The sequence below is a fragment of the Enterococcus sp. AZ177 genome (assembly GCF_050544585.1).
GTDB classification, from domain to species: Bacteria; Bacillota; Bacilli; order Lactobacillales; family Enterococcaceae; genus Enterococcus_L; species Enterococcus_L plantarum.
In genome coordinates this window covers 2,005,152-2,021,315 of sequence record NZ_CP172944.1, presented here as the reverse complement: position 1 = coordinate 2,021,315, position 16,164 = coordinate 2,005,152, and the positions used below count along the sequence as shown (strand labels likewise).

Here is a 16,164-nt window from a genome sequence, read left to right as displayed (position 1 = left end):
GCTGTTATTTTCAGTAAATGACTAGTTAGACAGATACGATAAAGGAAGGGAAGGCTTAAAAAAATGGCTTATCAATTTAAATTACCAGATATTGGTGAAGGGATTGCAGAAGGCGAAATCGTAAAATGGTTCGTTAAAGCAGGAGACACCATCAATGAAGACGATACATTACTAGAAGTTCAAAACGATAAATCTGTAGAAGAGATCCCATCTCCCGTTACAGGAACAGTTAAATCGATCGTAGTACCAGAAGGCACAGTAGCAAATGTTGGAGATGTATTGATCGAAATCGATGCACCTGGACATCCTGAAAATGATGCAGCACCAGCGGCTCCAGCTCAAGAACAAACGCCTGCTCAACCAGCAGCTGTTCCAGAAGCACCTGCAACAGACAGTAATGGCGGTGTGTTCCAATTTAAATTACCAGATATCGGTGAGGGTATTGCAGAAGGCGAAATCGTAAAATGGTTCGTTAAATCAGGCGATACAATCAACGAGGATGATACATTATTGGAAGTTCAAAATGACAAATCTGTTGAAGAAATTCCTTCACCAGTTACAGGGACAGTTAAAAACATCGTTGTTCCAGAAGGTACAGTAGCAAACGTTGGGGATGTATTGATTGAAATCGATGCACCAGGACATAATTCTGCATCAAGTTCAGCAGCTCCTGCAACAAGTGCGCCTGCTCAAACAGAACAAGCAGCACCAGCTCCAGCAGCGTCAACAGGTGTTGTAGCAGCGGCTGATCCAAACAAACGTGTGTTGGCTATGCCATCAGTACGTCAATTTGCTCGTGAAAAAGATGTAGACATCACACAAGTTGCACCAACCGGAAAAGGCGGACGTGTTACAAAAGCAGATATCGAAAGCTTTATTTCAGGTGGCGGACAAGTAGCAGCACCAGCACAAGCTGAACAAACTGCAGCAGCTCCACAAACAACAACTACAACTGAAACAGCTGCTCCAAAAGCACCAGCTAAACCATTTGTTTCTGACTTAGGTGAAGCTGAAACACGCGAAAAAATGACACCAACTCGTAAAGCAATTGCGAAAGCAATGGTGAACAGTAAACATACTGCTCCGCATGTTACGTTACATGATGAAGTTGAAGTGTCTAAATTATGGGATCACCGTAAGAAATTCAAAGATGTTGCAGCAGCTAACGGCACGAAATTAACATTCTTACCTTACGTTGTGAAAGCATTGACAGCAACTGTTCAAAAATTCCCAATCTTGAATGCATCAATTGATGACGCAGCACAAGAAATTGTTTATAAAAACTACTATAACATTGGTATTGCAACAGATACTGATCATGGTTTATATGTACCAAACGTTAAAAATGCGAATACTAAGAGCATGTTTGCGATCGCTGATGAAATCAACGAAAAAGCAGCTCTAGCAATCGAAGGCAAATTAACTGGTGCGGATATGCGTGATGGTTCTATCACAATCAGTAATATCGGTTCAGTTGGTGGCGGCTGGTTCACACCAGTTATCAACTACCCTGAAGTTGCGATTTTAGGTGTTGGTACAATCGCTACTCAACCAGTTGTAAATGCAGATGGTGAAATCGTTGTTGGACGTGTTATGAAACTTTCAATGAGTTTTGACCACCGTATCGTTGATGGTGCAACTGCTCAAAAAGCAATGAACAACATCAAGCGTTTATTAGCTGATCCAGAATTATTATTAATGGAAGGATGATTATCACATGGTAGTAGGAGATTTCGCCATTGAATTAGATACAGTCGTAATTGGTTCAGGCCCTGGAGGATACGTTGCAGCGATTCGTGCTGCTGAAATGGGTCAAAAAGTTGCGATCATTGAACGTGAGTTTATCGGCGGTGTATGTTTAAACGTTGGATGTATTCCTTCTAAAGCATTGATCGCAGCTGGACATCACTATCAAGAATCATTAGATTCAACTATGTTTGGTGTAACAGCTAAAGAGGTTGAGTTAGACTTTACAAAAACACAAGAATGGAAAGACAACAAAGTTGTTAATACGTTGACAAGCGGTGTTGGTTTCCTTCTTAAAAAACATAAAATCGAAATTATTGAAGGAGAAGCGTTTTTCGTTGATGAAAACACATTACGTGTGATTCATCCAGATTCAGCGCAAACATACTCATTCAATAATGCAATCGTAGCGACAGGTTCTCGCCCAATCGAAATCCCAGGATTTAAATTTGGCGGCCGTGTCTTAGATTCTACAGGTGGTTTGAACTTGAAAGAAGTGCCTAAGAAATTTGTGATCATCGGTGGCGGTGTTATCGGTGCAGAATTAGGTGGCGCATATGCGAACCTTGGTTCTGAAGTAACGATTTTAGAAGGTAGTCCTTCAATTTTACCAACATATGAAAAAGATATGGTTAAATTAGTTACAGATGATTTCAAGAAGAAAAATGTAACAGTTGTAACCAAAGCGATGGCTAAAGAAGCAATCGACAACGGCGACAGCGTAACGGTTAAATATGAAGTAGACGGCAAAGAAGAATCAGTAACTGCTGACTACGTAATGGTAACAGTTGGACGTCGTCCAAACACAGATGATCTTGGTTTAGAACAAGCTGGTGTTGAAGTTGGCGAACGTGGTTTAGTTCAAGTGGACAAACAAGGTAGAACAAACGTATCAAACATCTTCGCTATTGGGGATATCGTACCAGGCGCTGCTCTTGCTCATAAAGCAAGCTACGAAGCAAAAATTGCCGCTGAAGCAATTTCTGGTAAAAAAGTAGAAGTAGACTACAAAGCAATGCCTGCTGTAGCCTTTACTGATCCTGAATTAGCAAGTGTTGGTATGACAATCGCTGAAGCCAAAGAAGCGGGATTAGAAGCAACAGCTTACAAATTCCCATTCGCTGGTAACGGCCGTGCTATTTCTTTAGGTAAAACTGAAGGATTCGTACGTTTGGTAACAACAAACGAAGACAATGTCATTATCGGAGCACAAATCGGTGGAGTTGGCGCAAGTGATATGATTTCTGAATTATCATTAGCGGTTGAATCTGGCATGAATGCTGAAGATATTGCATTAACAATCCATCCACACCCATCTTTAGGGGAAATTACTATGGATGCTTCTGAATTGGCTTTAGGTTTGCCAATTCATATTTAAATAGCATATTTGTCACACAAAGAAAGACCGAGCTGGCCAGGCTCGGTCTTTTGTTTTTTTACATATTTAATGTTGTTGTTTTCGTCTGTTGAAAATGCAGAAAGAAACCATTGGCGGATAATATATAAATGGTGGGGAGGTACTGAATTAAATACCTCGACCTACCACCTTCAAATAAGAGTAAATATAAAAAAGCGCCCAAAATAGTTAATTTAAAGATGGCTAACAAAGTATCGTACTCATCATCGTTATATTGTTTTTTTGTAACCAATAACAGTCCAATCAAGGTAATGATCCACATGAAATGCATGAAAAAACGGACAGTTTTAACTTTTTCACCTTGCTGATAATAAGTATCTCTTAAAAAGGTTTGTATAGGATTAGTTGATTGTAGATAAATCTGAGGACCACCATCTATGCCCCAGCCAAAATCACCTCTGCTAGTATTGTTGAAATGTTTTTTCATTAGAAATTTAGTATAACCTGCAAAACCATAATTTTTAAGTCGTTCTACGATTTTGGTATTGGCGTAGTTTATTTTTTCCTTTTTTGTAGGGATGGAAATAATTGCTTGCGTGTCTTCTTCACTGAATCCTCCTGAACCAGTTAGTCCCATCATTACAAAATGTTGCCAAGGTTTAGCTTGGTCTTTATTAATAATAATAAGTTTTTGATGGTCTTCATACATATGAAAAAGTTTTATTGTTCCAGTAAAAGGTAGACAAAAGAGTAAAATAACCAGACCACATTTTTTTATCTTTATTTTTCCAGGAGTAGTCAATAAAACCAAGAGTTTAATCATAATAAAGGCAATTAGAAAAACTATCGAAGAAGGTTTTAAAAGGTAACAGATGGCAATTAAAATACCTAAAATAGCAATTAAGGTTTTAGTTTGATTTTTTTCAACGAGTGAATATACCCAAAAAATAAGGCTAACAACTAGCAACATAATAGTATCTGTGTAAACTACCAAGAGCCATGGTGATAAAGCAAGTGGAATAAAAGCTAAGTAAAAGGAGAGGTAGGCAATGTTTTTATTGAATAGATTTTTCGCTGCTAAAAAAATAAAAATAAAGCCTATATCCATAAAAATTGTATTTATTAGTTGCCAATACAGCCAAGAATACCCTAGAGATTGATGAAAAACAGTGCCTATTTGACTTATAAAATACATTAAAAAGAAAAATAAAGTATTATTTGGGTTTTTTGATAAATAAATACTTGCGATAGAATCAGGTGAACTTTTGACCAACTCTGTTACACTAGCGTGAATAGCATCTACATCCCAACCAATTGGCACGTGAATGTAGTATAGAATAATAACCTGCAAAACAAGAGTTAAACAAAACAGTAATTGAGTAATTATAGTTCTATTCTTTTTAAAAATATCTATACATCTCGCTATTTTTTTTAGTATATGCGAACGGATAGTTTTTGAACACAGCGTGATGCTGCAAATAAAGACCAGGATTAGCATCACGTTCCAAATTTTATCACCAATGTTTGAACTATCTAACAGACAACTTCTAAGAGCACCGTAAAAAGTATATAGAATCGATAACAGAAATAGATAGTTTAAGAGTGAAAACATCGTTTTTTTCATTTAAATCTCCTCATAATTAGCATTAGTTACGTTCCTTTATAGATTAGTATAGATTCTTTTGTTATACACCCCCTTTTTAGTGAATAATACAGTTTAATAAGTGGGGGGGAATACTATATTTTCTAGCGATGGCGTTCTCTGTCATCTTGTTCATCGATTCTATGGACCATTTCAAGCAATCCACCATTTCCTTCATCTATAATTCGTTTCACTCTAGAAATCGTTGTAGTGCTGCTACCAGTGGCTTCTGCGATATCACTGTACGTTTTATTCAGTAAGAGTAACTTTGCGACTTCAAACCGCTGAATCATAGAATCTAGTTCCTTTAAAGTCATCAAGTCATCAAAATAATGGTAGCAATCTTCCAATGTTTCTAAAGCTAATAGAGAGCGGAAAAACTCATCACCGTGGCCGTCTTGTATCTTGTCGATTTTCATAAGTTCCTCCTAATTTAAAAGCTGAGTAGGGATGTAAAGCTGGATAACAACATACTGTAAAGATGTCTCACCTATACTATTTGATTTCCAACAAGCATTGTTTATTATAAAACTTTTTTTTATTTTGTCCAGTGAATTGAGTGAATGAATCAAAAAAAGAGCTAGTATATCACTCTAAGAGTCATATTCCAGCCCAAGAAATAAAATTAAGGGTTTAGCTTTTCTGCCCTAATCTCATTTAAACGAACGTCATTATTCTTTAGTTAGAAATTAATTTAACTAAAGTGTATTGTTTTTTACCTTTTCTCACAATAATGAATTTTCCATCAAAGCTATTTTCAGAAGTAACCACAAAATCCAATTCTTTAATTCGATCACCATTAATTGAAATAGCCCCATTTGAAATGTCTTCTCTAGCTTGTCTCTTAGAAGGTTCAATACCCAATTCAATCAGCCAATCTACAAGATTTTGTCCAAGAGACGCTGTTTCAACAGTCGGCATATTTTTAAAGCCTTCTTCAATCTGTTTTGAAGTCAGATTTTTCACATTTCCTGAGAACAATGCCTCTGAAATTGCTAAAGCATCATCTAAATCTTTTTCACTATGCACAAATTTTGTCATTTCTGCAGCTAATACGCGTTGTGCTTGGCGTAAATGTGGTTCTGTTTGGACTTTAACTTCCAAGGCATCGATTTCTTCTTTTGTTAAGAAGGTAAAGAATTTCAAGTATTTGATTACGTCACGGTCGTCTTGGTTTACCCAGAATTGGTAGAACTCGTAAGGCGTTGTTTTTTCTGGATCCAACCAAACAGCACCACCAGCTGTTTTACCGAATTTTGTTCCATCTGCTTTTAACATCAATGGAATGGTTAAACCAAAGGCTTTTGCATCAGCGCCTTCTTTTTTGCGAATCAAATCTAGGCCTGCGGTAATGTTGCCCCATTGATCTGCACCACCGATTTGCATGCGAACATTATTATTTTGGAATAAATGTAAAAAGTCCATTGATTGTAGAATTTGGTACGTAAACTCTGTAAATGAAATCCCTGTTTCTAAACGGCTAGCAACAATATCTTTCGCTAGCATTGTGTTGATATTGAAGAATTTACCGTAATCTCTCAAGAAATCCAGCAAAGTAAGGTTGTGCGTCCAATCGTAGTTGTTGACTAACGTTAATGTGTTGTCTGTATCCACTGCAAATAATTTTTCCATCTGTCTTGTTAAAGAATCAACATTGTGTTGAACAGTTTCCATTGTTTGTAATTGGCGTTCTGTCGTACGTCCACTTGGATCTCCGATCGTGCCTGTTGCGCCACCGATCAAAATAAATGGATGGTGTCCAAATGCTTGGAATCTTTTTAGCATCATAAAAGGAATCAAATGCCCAATATGCATACTATCTCCTGTAGGGTCCACACCGCAATATAGTGAAATGCTTTCGGTTTCAACGTATTCACGTAAACCTTCGCTATCTGTTTGTTGGTTGATGGCGCCACGCCATTCTAATTCATCAATAATGTTTTTCATGTCTTTTCTTCCTCTCTTAAATAAAATAAAAACGTCCCATAGGCTATTAGCCTATGGGACGAACTTCGCCGTGTTACCACCCAAATTGTATATGAGTCATCATATACCTCTCAAATCTGTATCGTAGATAGACGCCTACTTACGGTAGGAAACTAAAAGTGTAATTCACAAAAAATGTATATGTCAACTCTCACTAAATGTTGACTCTCTGAAATAGGAACATTCTTGCTACTTCGCTTTATTAACGTTTGATATGTTATTTTGTAGCAATTCTACGACAAATAAGCCAACTTGTCAAATCCTTCTTTTTTTCTATTATTATTTTTGAATGAGTTATTTCTCATATAAGTCGATGTTGATTTAATCTAGGTTTTTTGAATGACTAGAGATGAAAGTGCTATTTCTAACAATTATGAACGAGCTTTTTACAATTAGCTATTTTATGTTATTTTTTTCACACAATCGCTTTAGCGCGGTGAAGTGTTGACGCGCTGTATAGAGTATATAAATGTTAAATAACAGGCTATTTTTTTAATTCTGCTCTTTTTGACTTGGAGTCTAAAGCTACCTATACTTTGGGAGTGATTTCACATGTGGGAAACAAAAAATAAATTTAATCAGGAGGTCAAATTGAAACATGAATAAGAAATTATCATTATTTGGATTAATTGGAATTACCATGGCCTTTTTTGGAACGGTTCGTAGTGTTCCAACATTAGCATCAACCGGCTGGGCACAAATATTTTATATGTTGATCGCAGCTTGCTGTTTTGCTTTACCAATTGCGCTGATTTCAGCTGAGCTATCAACTGGCTGGCCGGAAGAGGGTGGGCCGCAAGTCTGGGTACGTAATGCGTTTGGTGAAAAATGGGGGTTTGTTACTTCGTGGTTATTATGGGTACAAATGTTTTTCGGAATGGTGATGGTCGCTTCAACTGTAGGTGTATTACTAGGTTACGTGATCGACCGTCCAGATTTAGGGCATAATAATTTATTTATTTTTATTATGATATTGATTTCTTATTGGGGCATTACGTTACTTAATTTGAAATTTGACATGGTAAAAATTGCTGGTGACTGGGGCGCTGTGATCGGTGTGTATATTCCATTCGTTGCGTTAGTTGTTTTAGGCATGATGTATATGGCAAAACATGGAATCAATCAAAATAGTTATTTAGGTCATTTTGAAGCAAGTAAGTTATTACCAGATTTTAGTGATTTAGGTAGCTTACCAACCTTGACTGGAATCATCTTTATCTTTGCGGGAGTGGAAATTTCTTCTGTTCATGCGAATAATATTGATAATCCAAAACGCAATTATCCAATCGCTGTTATTGCTTCTGTTTTACTATTAGTTGTCTTCAACTTAGCTGCTGGTTTAAGTGTGGCTGACAGTGTTCCAGCTGGACAAATGGAACTTGCCAATATTACCCAACCATTTGTCATTATGACACAAGATCTTGGGATTCCAGCTATTTTCAATAATATTATTTCACTGATGATCTTGGTAGGTGTTTTAGTTCAATTGAGCGCTTGGGTCTTAGGTCCAAGTAAATCAATGATCAAAGTTGCAGAAGAGGGAAACTTACCACCATTCTTCCAAAAACGGAATGCAAAAGGGATTCCAATTGTTTTTGTTATGATCCAAGCGATTGTTATTTCACTTGTGTCCTTTTTATACGTAGTAGTTCCGGATATTAGTGCCGCTTTCTTGATCATCACGATTACAACAACGATCCTTTATTGTGTGGTGTATCTATTGATTTCACTTTCAGCTATCAAATTGCGCTATAGCATGCCAACAGTTGAACGTCCATTTAGATTAGGCAGTAAAGGAAACGGTTTGATGTGGGTTGTTTCAACTCTAGCAATTGTGAGTGTTATTATCACGATTCTAGTCAGCTTGATTCCGCCAACCTCCGTTCCTCAAAGTGGACACGTAGCCTATGTTATTTATCAAGTAGCAGCAACAGTCATCATGGTCGGTATTGCCTTGATCATTTATAAGAGAAAGAAACCAGAATGGAAAAAAACGGATAAATAAGAGACGACAATTAAAAATAAATATTTTAGCATGATCAATTATGAAACTATTGGAGGAAAATATCATGAAAGATTTCAACACTGATGATACAAATTTAAAAGCATTATTTATCGGGGATAAAGGTGAAAACGTTGATTTATTCAAAGAACTGCTAAATAAAATGATCGATGAGCATGTTGGCTGGAGACAAAACTATATGCCACAAGATTTACCTGTTATCTCACCCCAAGATAGAAGTTCTAAAAGTTTCCAAGAAACAGCAGATAATATGAGAAGTGTCTTCAATGTGCTGTCTTCTCGTTTACGTACAGAATCACTTCCATGGCACTCAGCAGGGCGTTTTTGGGGACATATGAACGCTGAAACGTTAATGCCATCCATTATTGCCTATACAACTGCAATGCTTTGGAACGGCAATAACGTGGCGTATGAATCATCACCAGCAACGTCACAAATGGAAGAAGAAGTTGGGTTGGAATTTGCTACATTGATGGGGTACAAAAATGGTTGGGGTCATATCGCAGCAGATGGTTCTATCGCAAACTTAGAAGGTCTATGGTATGCCCGCAATATGAAATCTTTACCATTTGCCATCAAAGCCGTTGTGCCAGAAATGGTTGCAGGCACAACAGATTGGGAATTATTGAATATGTCAACAACAGAAGTCTTAGATATGTTAGATCAAGTCCAAGATAACGTTGACGAAATCAAAGCGCAATCAGCTCGTAGCGGTAAAAACTTGGATAAATTAGGTAAATGGATCGTACCACAAACGAAACACTATTCATGGTTAAAAGCCGCTGACATTATTGGGATTGGATTAGATCAAGTGATTGCGGGTGAAGTCAATAGCGAATACCGTATGGATATTGACAAATTAGAAGTACAAATTCGTAATTTAGCAGCTCAAGGTATTCCAACACTTGGTGTCGTTGGCGTTGTTGGTTCAACTGAAGAAGGGCAAGTTGACCGTATTGATCAAATCATTGCTTTACGTGATAAATTAGCCAAAGAAGGCATCTACTTCTATGTACATGTTGATGCAGCATATGGCGGTTATGGACGCTCTATTTTCTTAGATGAAAATAATCAATTTATCGAATGGGATAAAATTGAAGAAACATATGCTAAACATAACATCTTTCAAGAAAAAAATGATTGGTTAACAAGAGAAGTTTATGACTCTTTCAAAGCAATCGAACAAGCTGAATCTGTAACGATTGATCCACATAAAATGGGCTATATTCCGTATTCAGCTGGTGGTGTCGTAATCAAAGATATCCGTATGCGTGACGTGATCTCTTACTTTGCGACTTATGTATTTGAAAAAGGAGCAGATATTCCAGCGTTATTAGGTGCGTATATTCTTGAAGGCTCTAAAGCGGGCGCAACAGCTGCAGCCGTTTGGACTGCTCATAAAGTATTACCATTGAACGTAACAGGTTATGGTAAATTAATGGGAGCAAGTATTGAAGGAGCTTATCATTTCTATCACTTTATCGATGGCTTAGAATTTAAAGTTGGCGACAAAACAATCGAGATCCATGCGTTAACAAAACCTGATTTTAACATGGTGGATTATGTATTCAATGAAAAAGGCAATACAGACCTTGTGAAAATGAACAAATTAAATCATGATTTCTATGATTATGCATCTTATGCAAAAGGTGGATTATATAACAATGAATTCATCACTTCACATACAGATTTTGCTATCGAAGAATACGGTCACAGCCCGTTTGAATTTGTTAATAGCTTAGGATTTTCACGAGCAGAATGGGAACGTGCAGATAAAGTAACGATTTTACGTGCCGCTGGAATGTCTCCATATATGAATGACAAAGATGTTTTCGATGAGTATGGTGAAAAAATTAAACAAGCCATACAAGAAAAATTAGAGGCAATCTACGCTGAATAAATAAACAAGAAAAGCAGTTGATCACTGTGGGTGTGGCAAAGCGATTAATTCGCTTTGCCATAGCCGCAGCTTTTCTATAAAAAAATAGAATAGAGAGAAGTGTTGTTTTTAAACTCTCTATTAAAAATGTGAGGAACACTGTATGAAAAAATATCAAGTAAATTTTAATGAAGCTGTTTTTTTATTGATTACACTATTATTGATGATCGGAACTAGTATTATTGGGTTTGGTATTCCTGCTCATGTAGCTATTTTGAGTGGGATTGGTTACTTGCTCTTATTTGCGGTGTATAAAAAGTATTCTTGGGATTTCATTCATGGTGCATTAGTCGATGGGGTATCTTCAGGTATCATCCCCATGTTGATTTTTATTCTAATCGGCGCGTTGATTAGCGTTTGGATTGCGGCAGGAACGATTCCAACCATCATGGTTTTAGGCTTTTCTTTTTTGTCGGTGAACTATTTTGTTCCAACTATTTTTATTATTTGCGGTATCGTAGGTGGTGCAGTCGGAAGCTCTTTCACTACGATTTCAACGATTGGGATTGCATTTTTAGGAATGGGTGGCTTGATTGGAGTCGATCCTGCATTGACAACAGGTGCCATTGTTTCAGGTGCATTTTTAGGAAATTCGATTTCGCCACTTTCAGACACAGTGAACTTAGCAGCGGCGATTTCAGAAGTCGATTTATTTGACCATTTGAAAAATACATATAAAACAGCAATTCCAGCAGCTGTGCTTTCGTTCGGTTATTTTTTAGTCATGGGATTACACTATGATGGGGCTTTGGATAATACAAGCGTTCACGATATTGTAACTACACTAGATAATCATTTTACGATTTCTTTTGTTGAGTTAATTCCATTGGCAATTTTATTTGTTTGTGCGTGGAAGAAAATTCCGGCAATTCCTACATTACTGTTGAGTATTTTTACATCATTGAGTTTGATGTTCTTTACGAATGCTCATTTTTCATTTATCGATACAGCAGAGATAATCCAAAATGGTTTTGTGTCTCAAACTGGCAATACACAAGTTGATGAATTACTTTCTAGAGGTGGTATCCAAAGTATGATGTGGTCAGTATCTTTGATTATTTTAGCCTTAGCTTTGGGTGGACTATTAGTAAAAATGGAAGTTATTGATTGTTTGCTTTATCAGTTTGAAACAGCGATTAATAACCGTCAAAAGCTGATTTTTGTTACAATGATGAGTTCAATCGGAATCAATGTGCTGATCGGTGAACAATATCTGTCAATCATTTTACCAGGAAAATCATTTATTGCTAAATTTAAAGAGAAGAAAATTCCGTTGTCTATGCTGTCTAGAAGTTTGAATGATGCAGGATCAGTAGTTAACCCACTGATTCCATGGGGCGTAAGTGGTGTCTTTATTTCAGCAACATTAGGGATTGGCACAATAGACTATTTGTCATATGCGGTATTCTGTTATATGTTACCGGTAGTGTCATTTTTAGTCACGATTATTGATAAAAAGAAAACTAAAGCAGAATAAAAAAAACATGAGGTTGGGATTCACGGCATTACATCCCATTCTCATGTTTGTATGCGGATAAACGCAATTATTCACCAAATGTTTTAAGACCTTCATTATACAGATAATCATCGATTTCTGGAATAGCTAGTCCATGTGAAATACCGTAAATAACGACAGCGTCCCAAGGATGTTTCGGATAAAGTTGAGCATAGCCAGTTTTTTTCATTAGTTCATTGGTTTCTTCCAAAGTTAATTCCAAGCCGATCGTCAAGGCAATGACTTTTTCTCTGGAGGGATTCCGTTTACCATCAAAGTATTGGTAGCCAGTTGCCTCAGTAATCCCAGCCTTTTTTAGTACAACACTTTTTGAGCGTTTTTTCTCATGTAACCAATAAGCTAAATAGTTTTTTAGGTTTTGATCAATGACATATTGGCGTGTTTCGGATAAAACCGTTTGAAAATCTTCGGCTTGTTTGAGTGAGTGCAGCAATTTGTCTGTATCTTTTTCATGCATATTTGTTCTCCCCTATAGTTGAACTAAATTATACTATACATCGATTTTAACAAAGATAAATCCTATTACAACTATTTATTTGCTATAATTAAAAAGTAAATCAAATCAATGGAGTGTAATCATGGAAAACATCAAAAGTGAGCCAGCTCTTTGCTATAAAGAAATAGAACCTTTAACAGATAAAACCAATGGACCCATTCTTGTTCGGAAGAAGGACACTAAAGAATTTTTTGTGAAAAAGTGCTATCCATTATATTTAGAAGAGCATCTACTCACACTTCAAAAAATCAAACATGCTCATTTACCTAAAATTCAAGAGTTGATTGTTCAAGAAGGAAAGCTGTGGTTGTATGAAGAATTTGTTCAAGGGAAAACGTTGACTGAAGTGATTCAAACATCTGAAAGGTTAGAAACAAATCAAATTATAACGATTGCAATGTCTATCTTAGAGGCATTAGGTGCCTTGCATAAGAAAGGGTTAGTCCATCGAGATGTAAAACCTGGGAATATTATGATGACAAATGAGGGAAATGTAAAATTGATTGATTTTGATGCAGTTCGGGCTGTTGACGGAGGGAAAGAAAATGATACGGTCCAGTTAGGCACAATGGGTTTTGCTTCACCAGAACAGTTTGGTTTTGCAGAATCTGATGAACGGAGTGATCTATATTCATTAGGAGTTGTGATGAATATTTGCTCAGTACAAGAGTACCCCAAAAAGTATTTGACAGAAGATCATGCACTTAGAGGAATCATTCGTAAAGCTACAAAACTGGAACCAGCAGAACGTTATCAGTCTGCTTTAGAAATGCATCTGGCTCTTAGACAGCAACTGTCACGGCGGATAGTTGCAGCCAAACGAAGCAAACCCAAAGCGGTTACTTATGAAAACAGACCAACAAAAATGTCTACCACTACTAGATTAATTACCGCTAGATGGTCCACAAACAAACACGTGAGGCAGTTTGTTCGCATAAAAAATCCTCTGACAGAAGCCGTTGCTCGTTTTTTTAGGAAGTATATCCCAGGTTTTCGAACGGAAACGATCTGGAAAAGAGCAATTGCCATCGTATGGTATAGTATTTTGTTTATTGGGATAGCAGGAAATGTAATGGATCAACCTACAGGTAGTTTGAAGATGAGAGAATTGTTTGATTATCTTCTGATTTTTGGATTTCCGGCGGTTTTATTCACTAATTTTTTAGATTATCAAAGAAAGTTACCGTTGTTTTCTTCTGAAAATAAGTTGTATCATTATTTAGGATATGGGGGATTATTTTTATTTTGGCTTGTGTTTACAAAAGCGGGGTTAGAGCTTAATTCGTTTATATACAAGTATTTTAATTAATAAAACAGGCTTATTCTGTCATACGAATCATGACTATTCGTAGTAGAATAAGTTTTTTTGTATTAGATTATGCAAAATGCATAAGATTATTTTTGGTTTATTGGGTAATATCAAGGTGTATTAACGGACTAAATAACAAAGGAGACAGCAAAATGAATGTGAAGAAAATTGTTTTGATCGGGGGCGGCGTTTTAGTAGTAGGCGGTATTTTAGCCAATATGGGGTCAGATTTTAAAGAAGAAGTAAAAGCAAAAAAAGAAACAACAACAAGTACCGTTGCTAAAAGCCAAGAATCAGAAGTAGAATCAGCTGCAACAGATGCTGGTGATCTAGGTGATTATCATGTCGTGATCAAAGACTTGACCTTTGCCAAAGACTACATTGGAGAAGATGTCGCTGTAATCGATTATGAATTTACGAACAATAGCGATAAAAATGCGATGTTTTTAACCTCAATCTCAACAAAAGCTTTTCAAAATGGTATTGCATTAGACTCAGCAATTATGGGAGAAGAAGGGTACGTAGATTCAATGACTGAAATTCAACCAAGAGCCACATTGAATTTGAAAGTGCCATATAAATTAGCAGACATGTCAACGCCAGTATCTGTTGAGGCAACGAAATTATTCAGTGATAAAGTGAAATTGACAAAAGAGTTTGTTTTACAGTAAAACGAGATTTACTATAAAATAGTTGTAAAAGGTGGTACAGCTAGTTTTTTTCTTGGAGTAAAGAAGAACTAGTTTTTAGCTTCAAAGGGAGCAAAGGAAAATTGATTTTCCTTATATATGGCCGTGTATTGGGGTATTGATCAGGTAGCTGTTAAGATATAGTTATTTGGTCCGAAATCAATTAGTCTTTGCTGCCTGACTGATTTTCCAAATACGAAAACAGCCAAAACCACAAGAACGTGAATGTCTGGAGAAAATTCCAACATTCACGTTCTTTTTTATCAATTATTTTCTGGATCGTGTGGTATTTTTTCAGTAACAGAATGAATTGGTTTAACCTTTAAAATATCTAAAAAGAAAGTGAAAATCGGGATACCAACGATGAGTCCCCAAACGCCAAATAGCCGTTCACTGATCAGTAAAATAACGAATGTATAAAAAATTGGTAAATCTGTTTTACTAGACATAAATTTAGGATTCAACACATAAGACTCAAATAAATGGACGACGATAATCACAATTAAAATATAAATGACGTCATTGATTCCACCTTCTGAATAAGCGATAAAACTCAATGGAATACAGGAGATGATGACTCCTGCGACGGGGATCAAACTCAAGATAAAAATCATGATTGCTAAACTTGGTAATTGATGAAACCCGATCAAAGCCAAGCAAATCGTTGTAATACTGGTATTCACAACAGCAATAAAAAATTGAGCTTCCATTACCACGCCAAAGGTATTTACAAATTTATCAGCAAAGAAATAAATATCTTGAAAGAACCAGTCAAAATCACTTTTCAAAAACAACTTAGAAAATTCTGTCATCTGTTTTTTCTCGATCATGAAAAAGAAACTTAGGATGAATGAAAGAACAAAGGACAATCCAAGCGAACCGATGTCTTGAATATAACGTAAAATCACACTTGCGCCATTTTGGATTTGAGACATTAAATTCGATTTTTCTAGATAATCATCAATGATCATCAACAACTGATTGTGATCATCTCCCGGATTTTGATAAAAATGAACAACTGAATTATACATTTGAGCAGTTTGATGAATAAGAACAGGTACATATTTTGTAATGGCCAGATAAATTAAGAAAACAATCAAAGAATAGGTGGCTAAAACGAGTATCAATGATGGAATCTTAAAAAAATGTTGAACAAATTTCACGAAATGAAGTACTAAAAACGTAAAAATGAATGTTAATAAAATCATTGTGATCATACTTCTAGCTAAAAATAGGACAAAAATAACAACAGCTAAAACAAAAAAACGTCTTAACCGCTCGTTTTGAATAAATTTTTCATAAATCGACACAGACTTCACTCCTTTTAATCAGTAACTTTATTCTATATAAGATAACTATAATGCTTTTTCTCATTTTAAGATAGCAGTTTTATCTATAATTCTAAAAAAAATTTATTTCTCATATACAAATTTAAAAAAATGTTCCCCTTTACAAAAAGAA

12 protein-coding genes and 1 other annotated feature are annotated in these 16,164 nt (G+C 36.1%); of the genes, 7 read left to right on the top strand and 5 right to left on the bottom strand.

The window, feature by feature from the left end; genetic code table 11:
- Positions 1-63: 63 nt before the first annotated feature.
- Both IGJ34_RS09915 and lpdA read left to right on the top strand, forming a co-directional pair.
- Positions 64-1,710, top strand: coding sequence for a dihydrolipoyllysine-residue acetyltransferase (locus tag IGJ34_RS09915; protein ID WP_430597374.1), 1,647 nt, complete (start codon positions 64-66; stop codon positions 1,708-1,710).
- A gap of 7 nt (positions 1,711-1,717) precedes the next feature.
- Positions 1,718-3,124 carry a dihydrolipoyl dehydrogenase gene (lpdA, locus tag IGJ34_RS09910; RefSeq protein WP_069638714.1) on the top strand — a complete coding sequence of 469 codons (1,407 nt, stop codon included), beginning with the start codon at positions 1,718-1,720 and terminating at the stop codon, positions 3,122-3,124.
- Between the two features lie 58 nt (positions 3,125-3,182).
- Here the strand turns inward: lpdA and IGJ34_RS09905 are convergent, their stop codons facing one another.
- The 3 genes from IGJ34_RS09905 to tyrS form a co-directional block, all read right to left on the bottom strand.
- Positions 3,183-4,727, bottom strand: a complete 1,545-nt coding sequence (locus IGJ34_RS09905; protein ID WP_430597373.1) for a glycosyltransferase family 39 protein — start codon at positions 4,725-4,727, stop codon at positions 3,183-3,185.
- A 122-nt stretch (positions 4,728-4,849) separates the two neighbouring features.
- On the bottom strand, positions 4,850-5,164 hold the full coding sequence (locus IGJ34_RS09900; protein ID WP_069655621.1) for a YerC/YecD family TrpR-related protein: 315 nt from the start codon (positions 5,162-5,164) through the stop codon (positions 4,850-4,852).
- Between the two features lie 259 nt (positions 5,165-5,423).
- Complete coding sequence (gene tyrS / locus IGJ34_RS09895; protein WP_069655622.1) at positions 5,424-6,692, bottom strand: tyrosine--tRNA ligase; 1,269 nt, start codon at positions 6,690-6,692, stop codon at positions 5,424-5,426.
- A gap of 51 nt (positions 6,693-6,743) precedes the next feature.
- Positions 6,744-6,946: a binding site (T-box leader), on the bottom strand.
- A gap of 383 nt (positions 6,947-7,329) precedes the next feature.
- Here tyrS and tyrP point away from each other — a divergent pair.
- From tyrP to nhaC, 3 genes are all read left to right on the top strand, one after another.
- Entirely contained in the window at positions 7,330-8,736 is a 1,407-nt protein-coding gene (tyrP, locus tag IGJ34_RS09890) for a tyrosine-tyramine antiporter (RefSeq protein WP_430597372.1), read from the top strand.
- A 64-nt stretch (positions 8,737-8,800) separates the two neighbouring features.
- Positions 8,801-10,654: a tyrosine decarboxylase gene (gene tdc / locus IGJ34_RS09885; RefSeq protein ID WP_430597371.1), complete on the top strand. Its 1,854-nt coding sequence runs from the start codon at positions 8,801-8,803 to the stop codon at positions 10,652-10,654.
- Positions 10,655-10,796: 142 nt separating this feature from the next.
- Complete coding sequence (gene nhaC, locus IGJ34_RS09880; RefSeq protein WP_430597370.1) at positions 10,797-12,170, top strand: Na+/H+ antiporter NhaC; 1,374 nt, start codon at positions 10,797-10,799, stop codon at positions 12,168-12,170.
- Between the two features lie 67 nt (positions 12,171-12,237).
- Here the strand turns inward: nhaC and IGJ34_RS09875 are convergent, their stop codons facing one another.
- Complete coding sequence (locus IGJ34_RS09875; RefSeq protein ID WP_069655626.1) at positions 12,238-12,666, bottom strand: helix-turn-helix domain-containing protein; 429 nt, start codon at positions 12,664-12,666, stop codon at positions 12,238-12,240.
- A 121-nt stretch (positions 12,667-12,787) separates the two neighbouring features.
- Between IGJ34_RS09875 and IGJ34_RS09870 the strand changes: the two genes are divergently transcribed.
- Both IGJ34_RS09870 and IGJ34_RS09865 read left to right on the top strand, forming a co-directional pair.
- Positions 12,788-14,014 (top strand): serine/threonine protein kinase, encoded by a 1,227-nt coding sequence (locus IGJ34_RS09870; RefSeq protein ID WP_430597369.1) that lies wholly within the window; start codon positions 12,788-12,790, stop codon positions 14,012-14,014.
- Between the two features lie 152 nt (positions 14,015-14,166).
- The gene (locus IGJ34_RS09865; protein WP_430597368.1) at positions 14,167-14,685 is read left to right on the top strand and encodes a DUF5067 domain-containing protein; all 519 of its coding nucleotides are present in this window, start codon (positions 14,167-14,169) and stop codon (positions 14,683-14,685) included.
- 281 nt (positions 14,686-14,966) lie between these two features.
- Here IGJ34_RS09865 and IGJ34_RS09860 read toward each other — a convergent pair whose 3' ends face one another.
- On the bottom strand, positions 14,967-16,013 hold the full coding sequence (locus tag IGJ34_RS09860) for an AI-2E family transporter (RefSeq protein WP_111248301.1): 1,047 nt from the start codon (positions 16,011-16,013) through the stop codon (positions 14,967-14,969).
- Between the last annotated feature and the right edge of the window lie 151 nt (positions 16,014-16,164).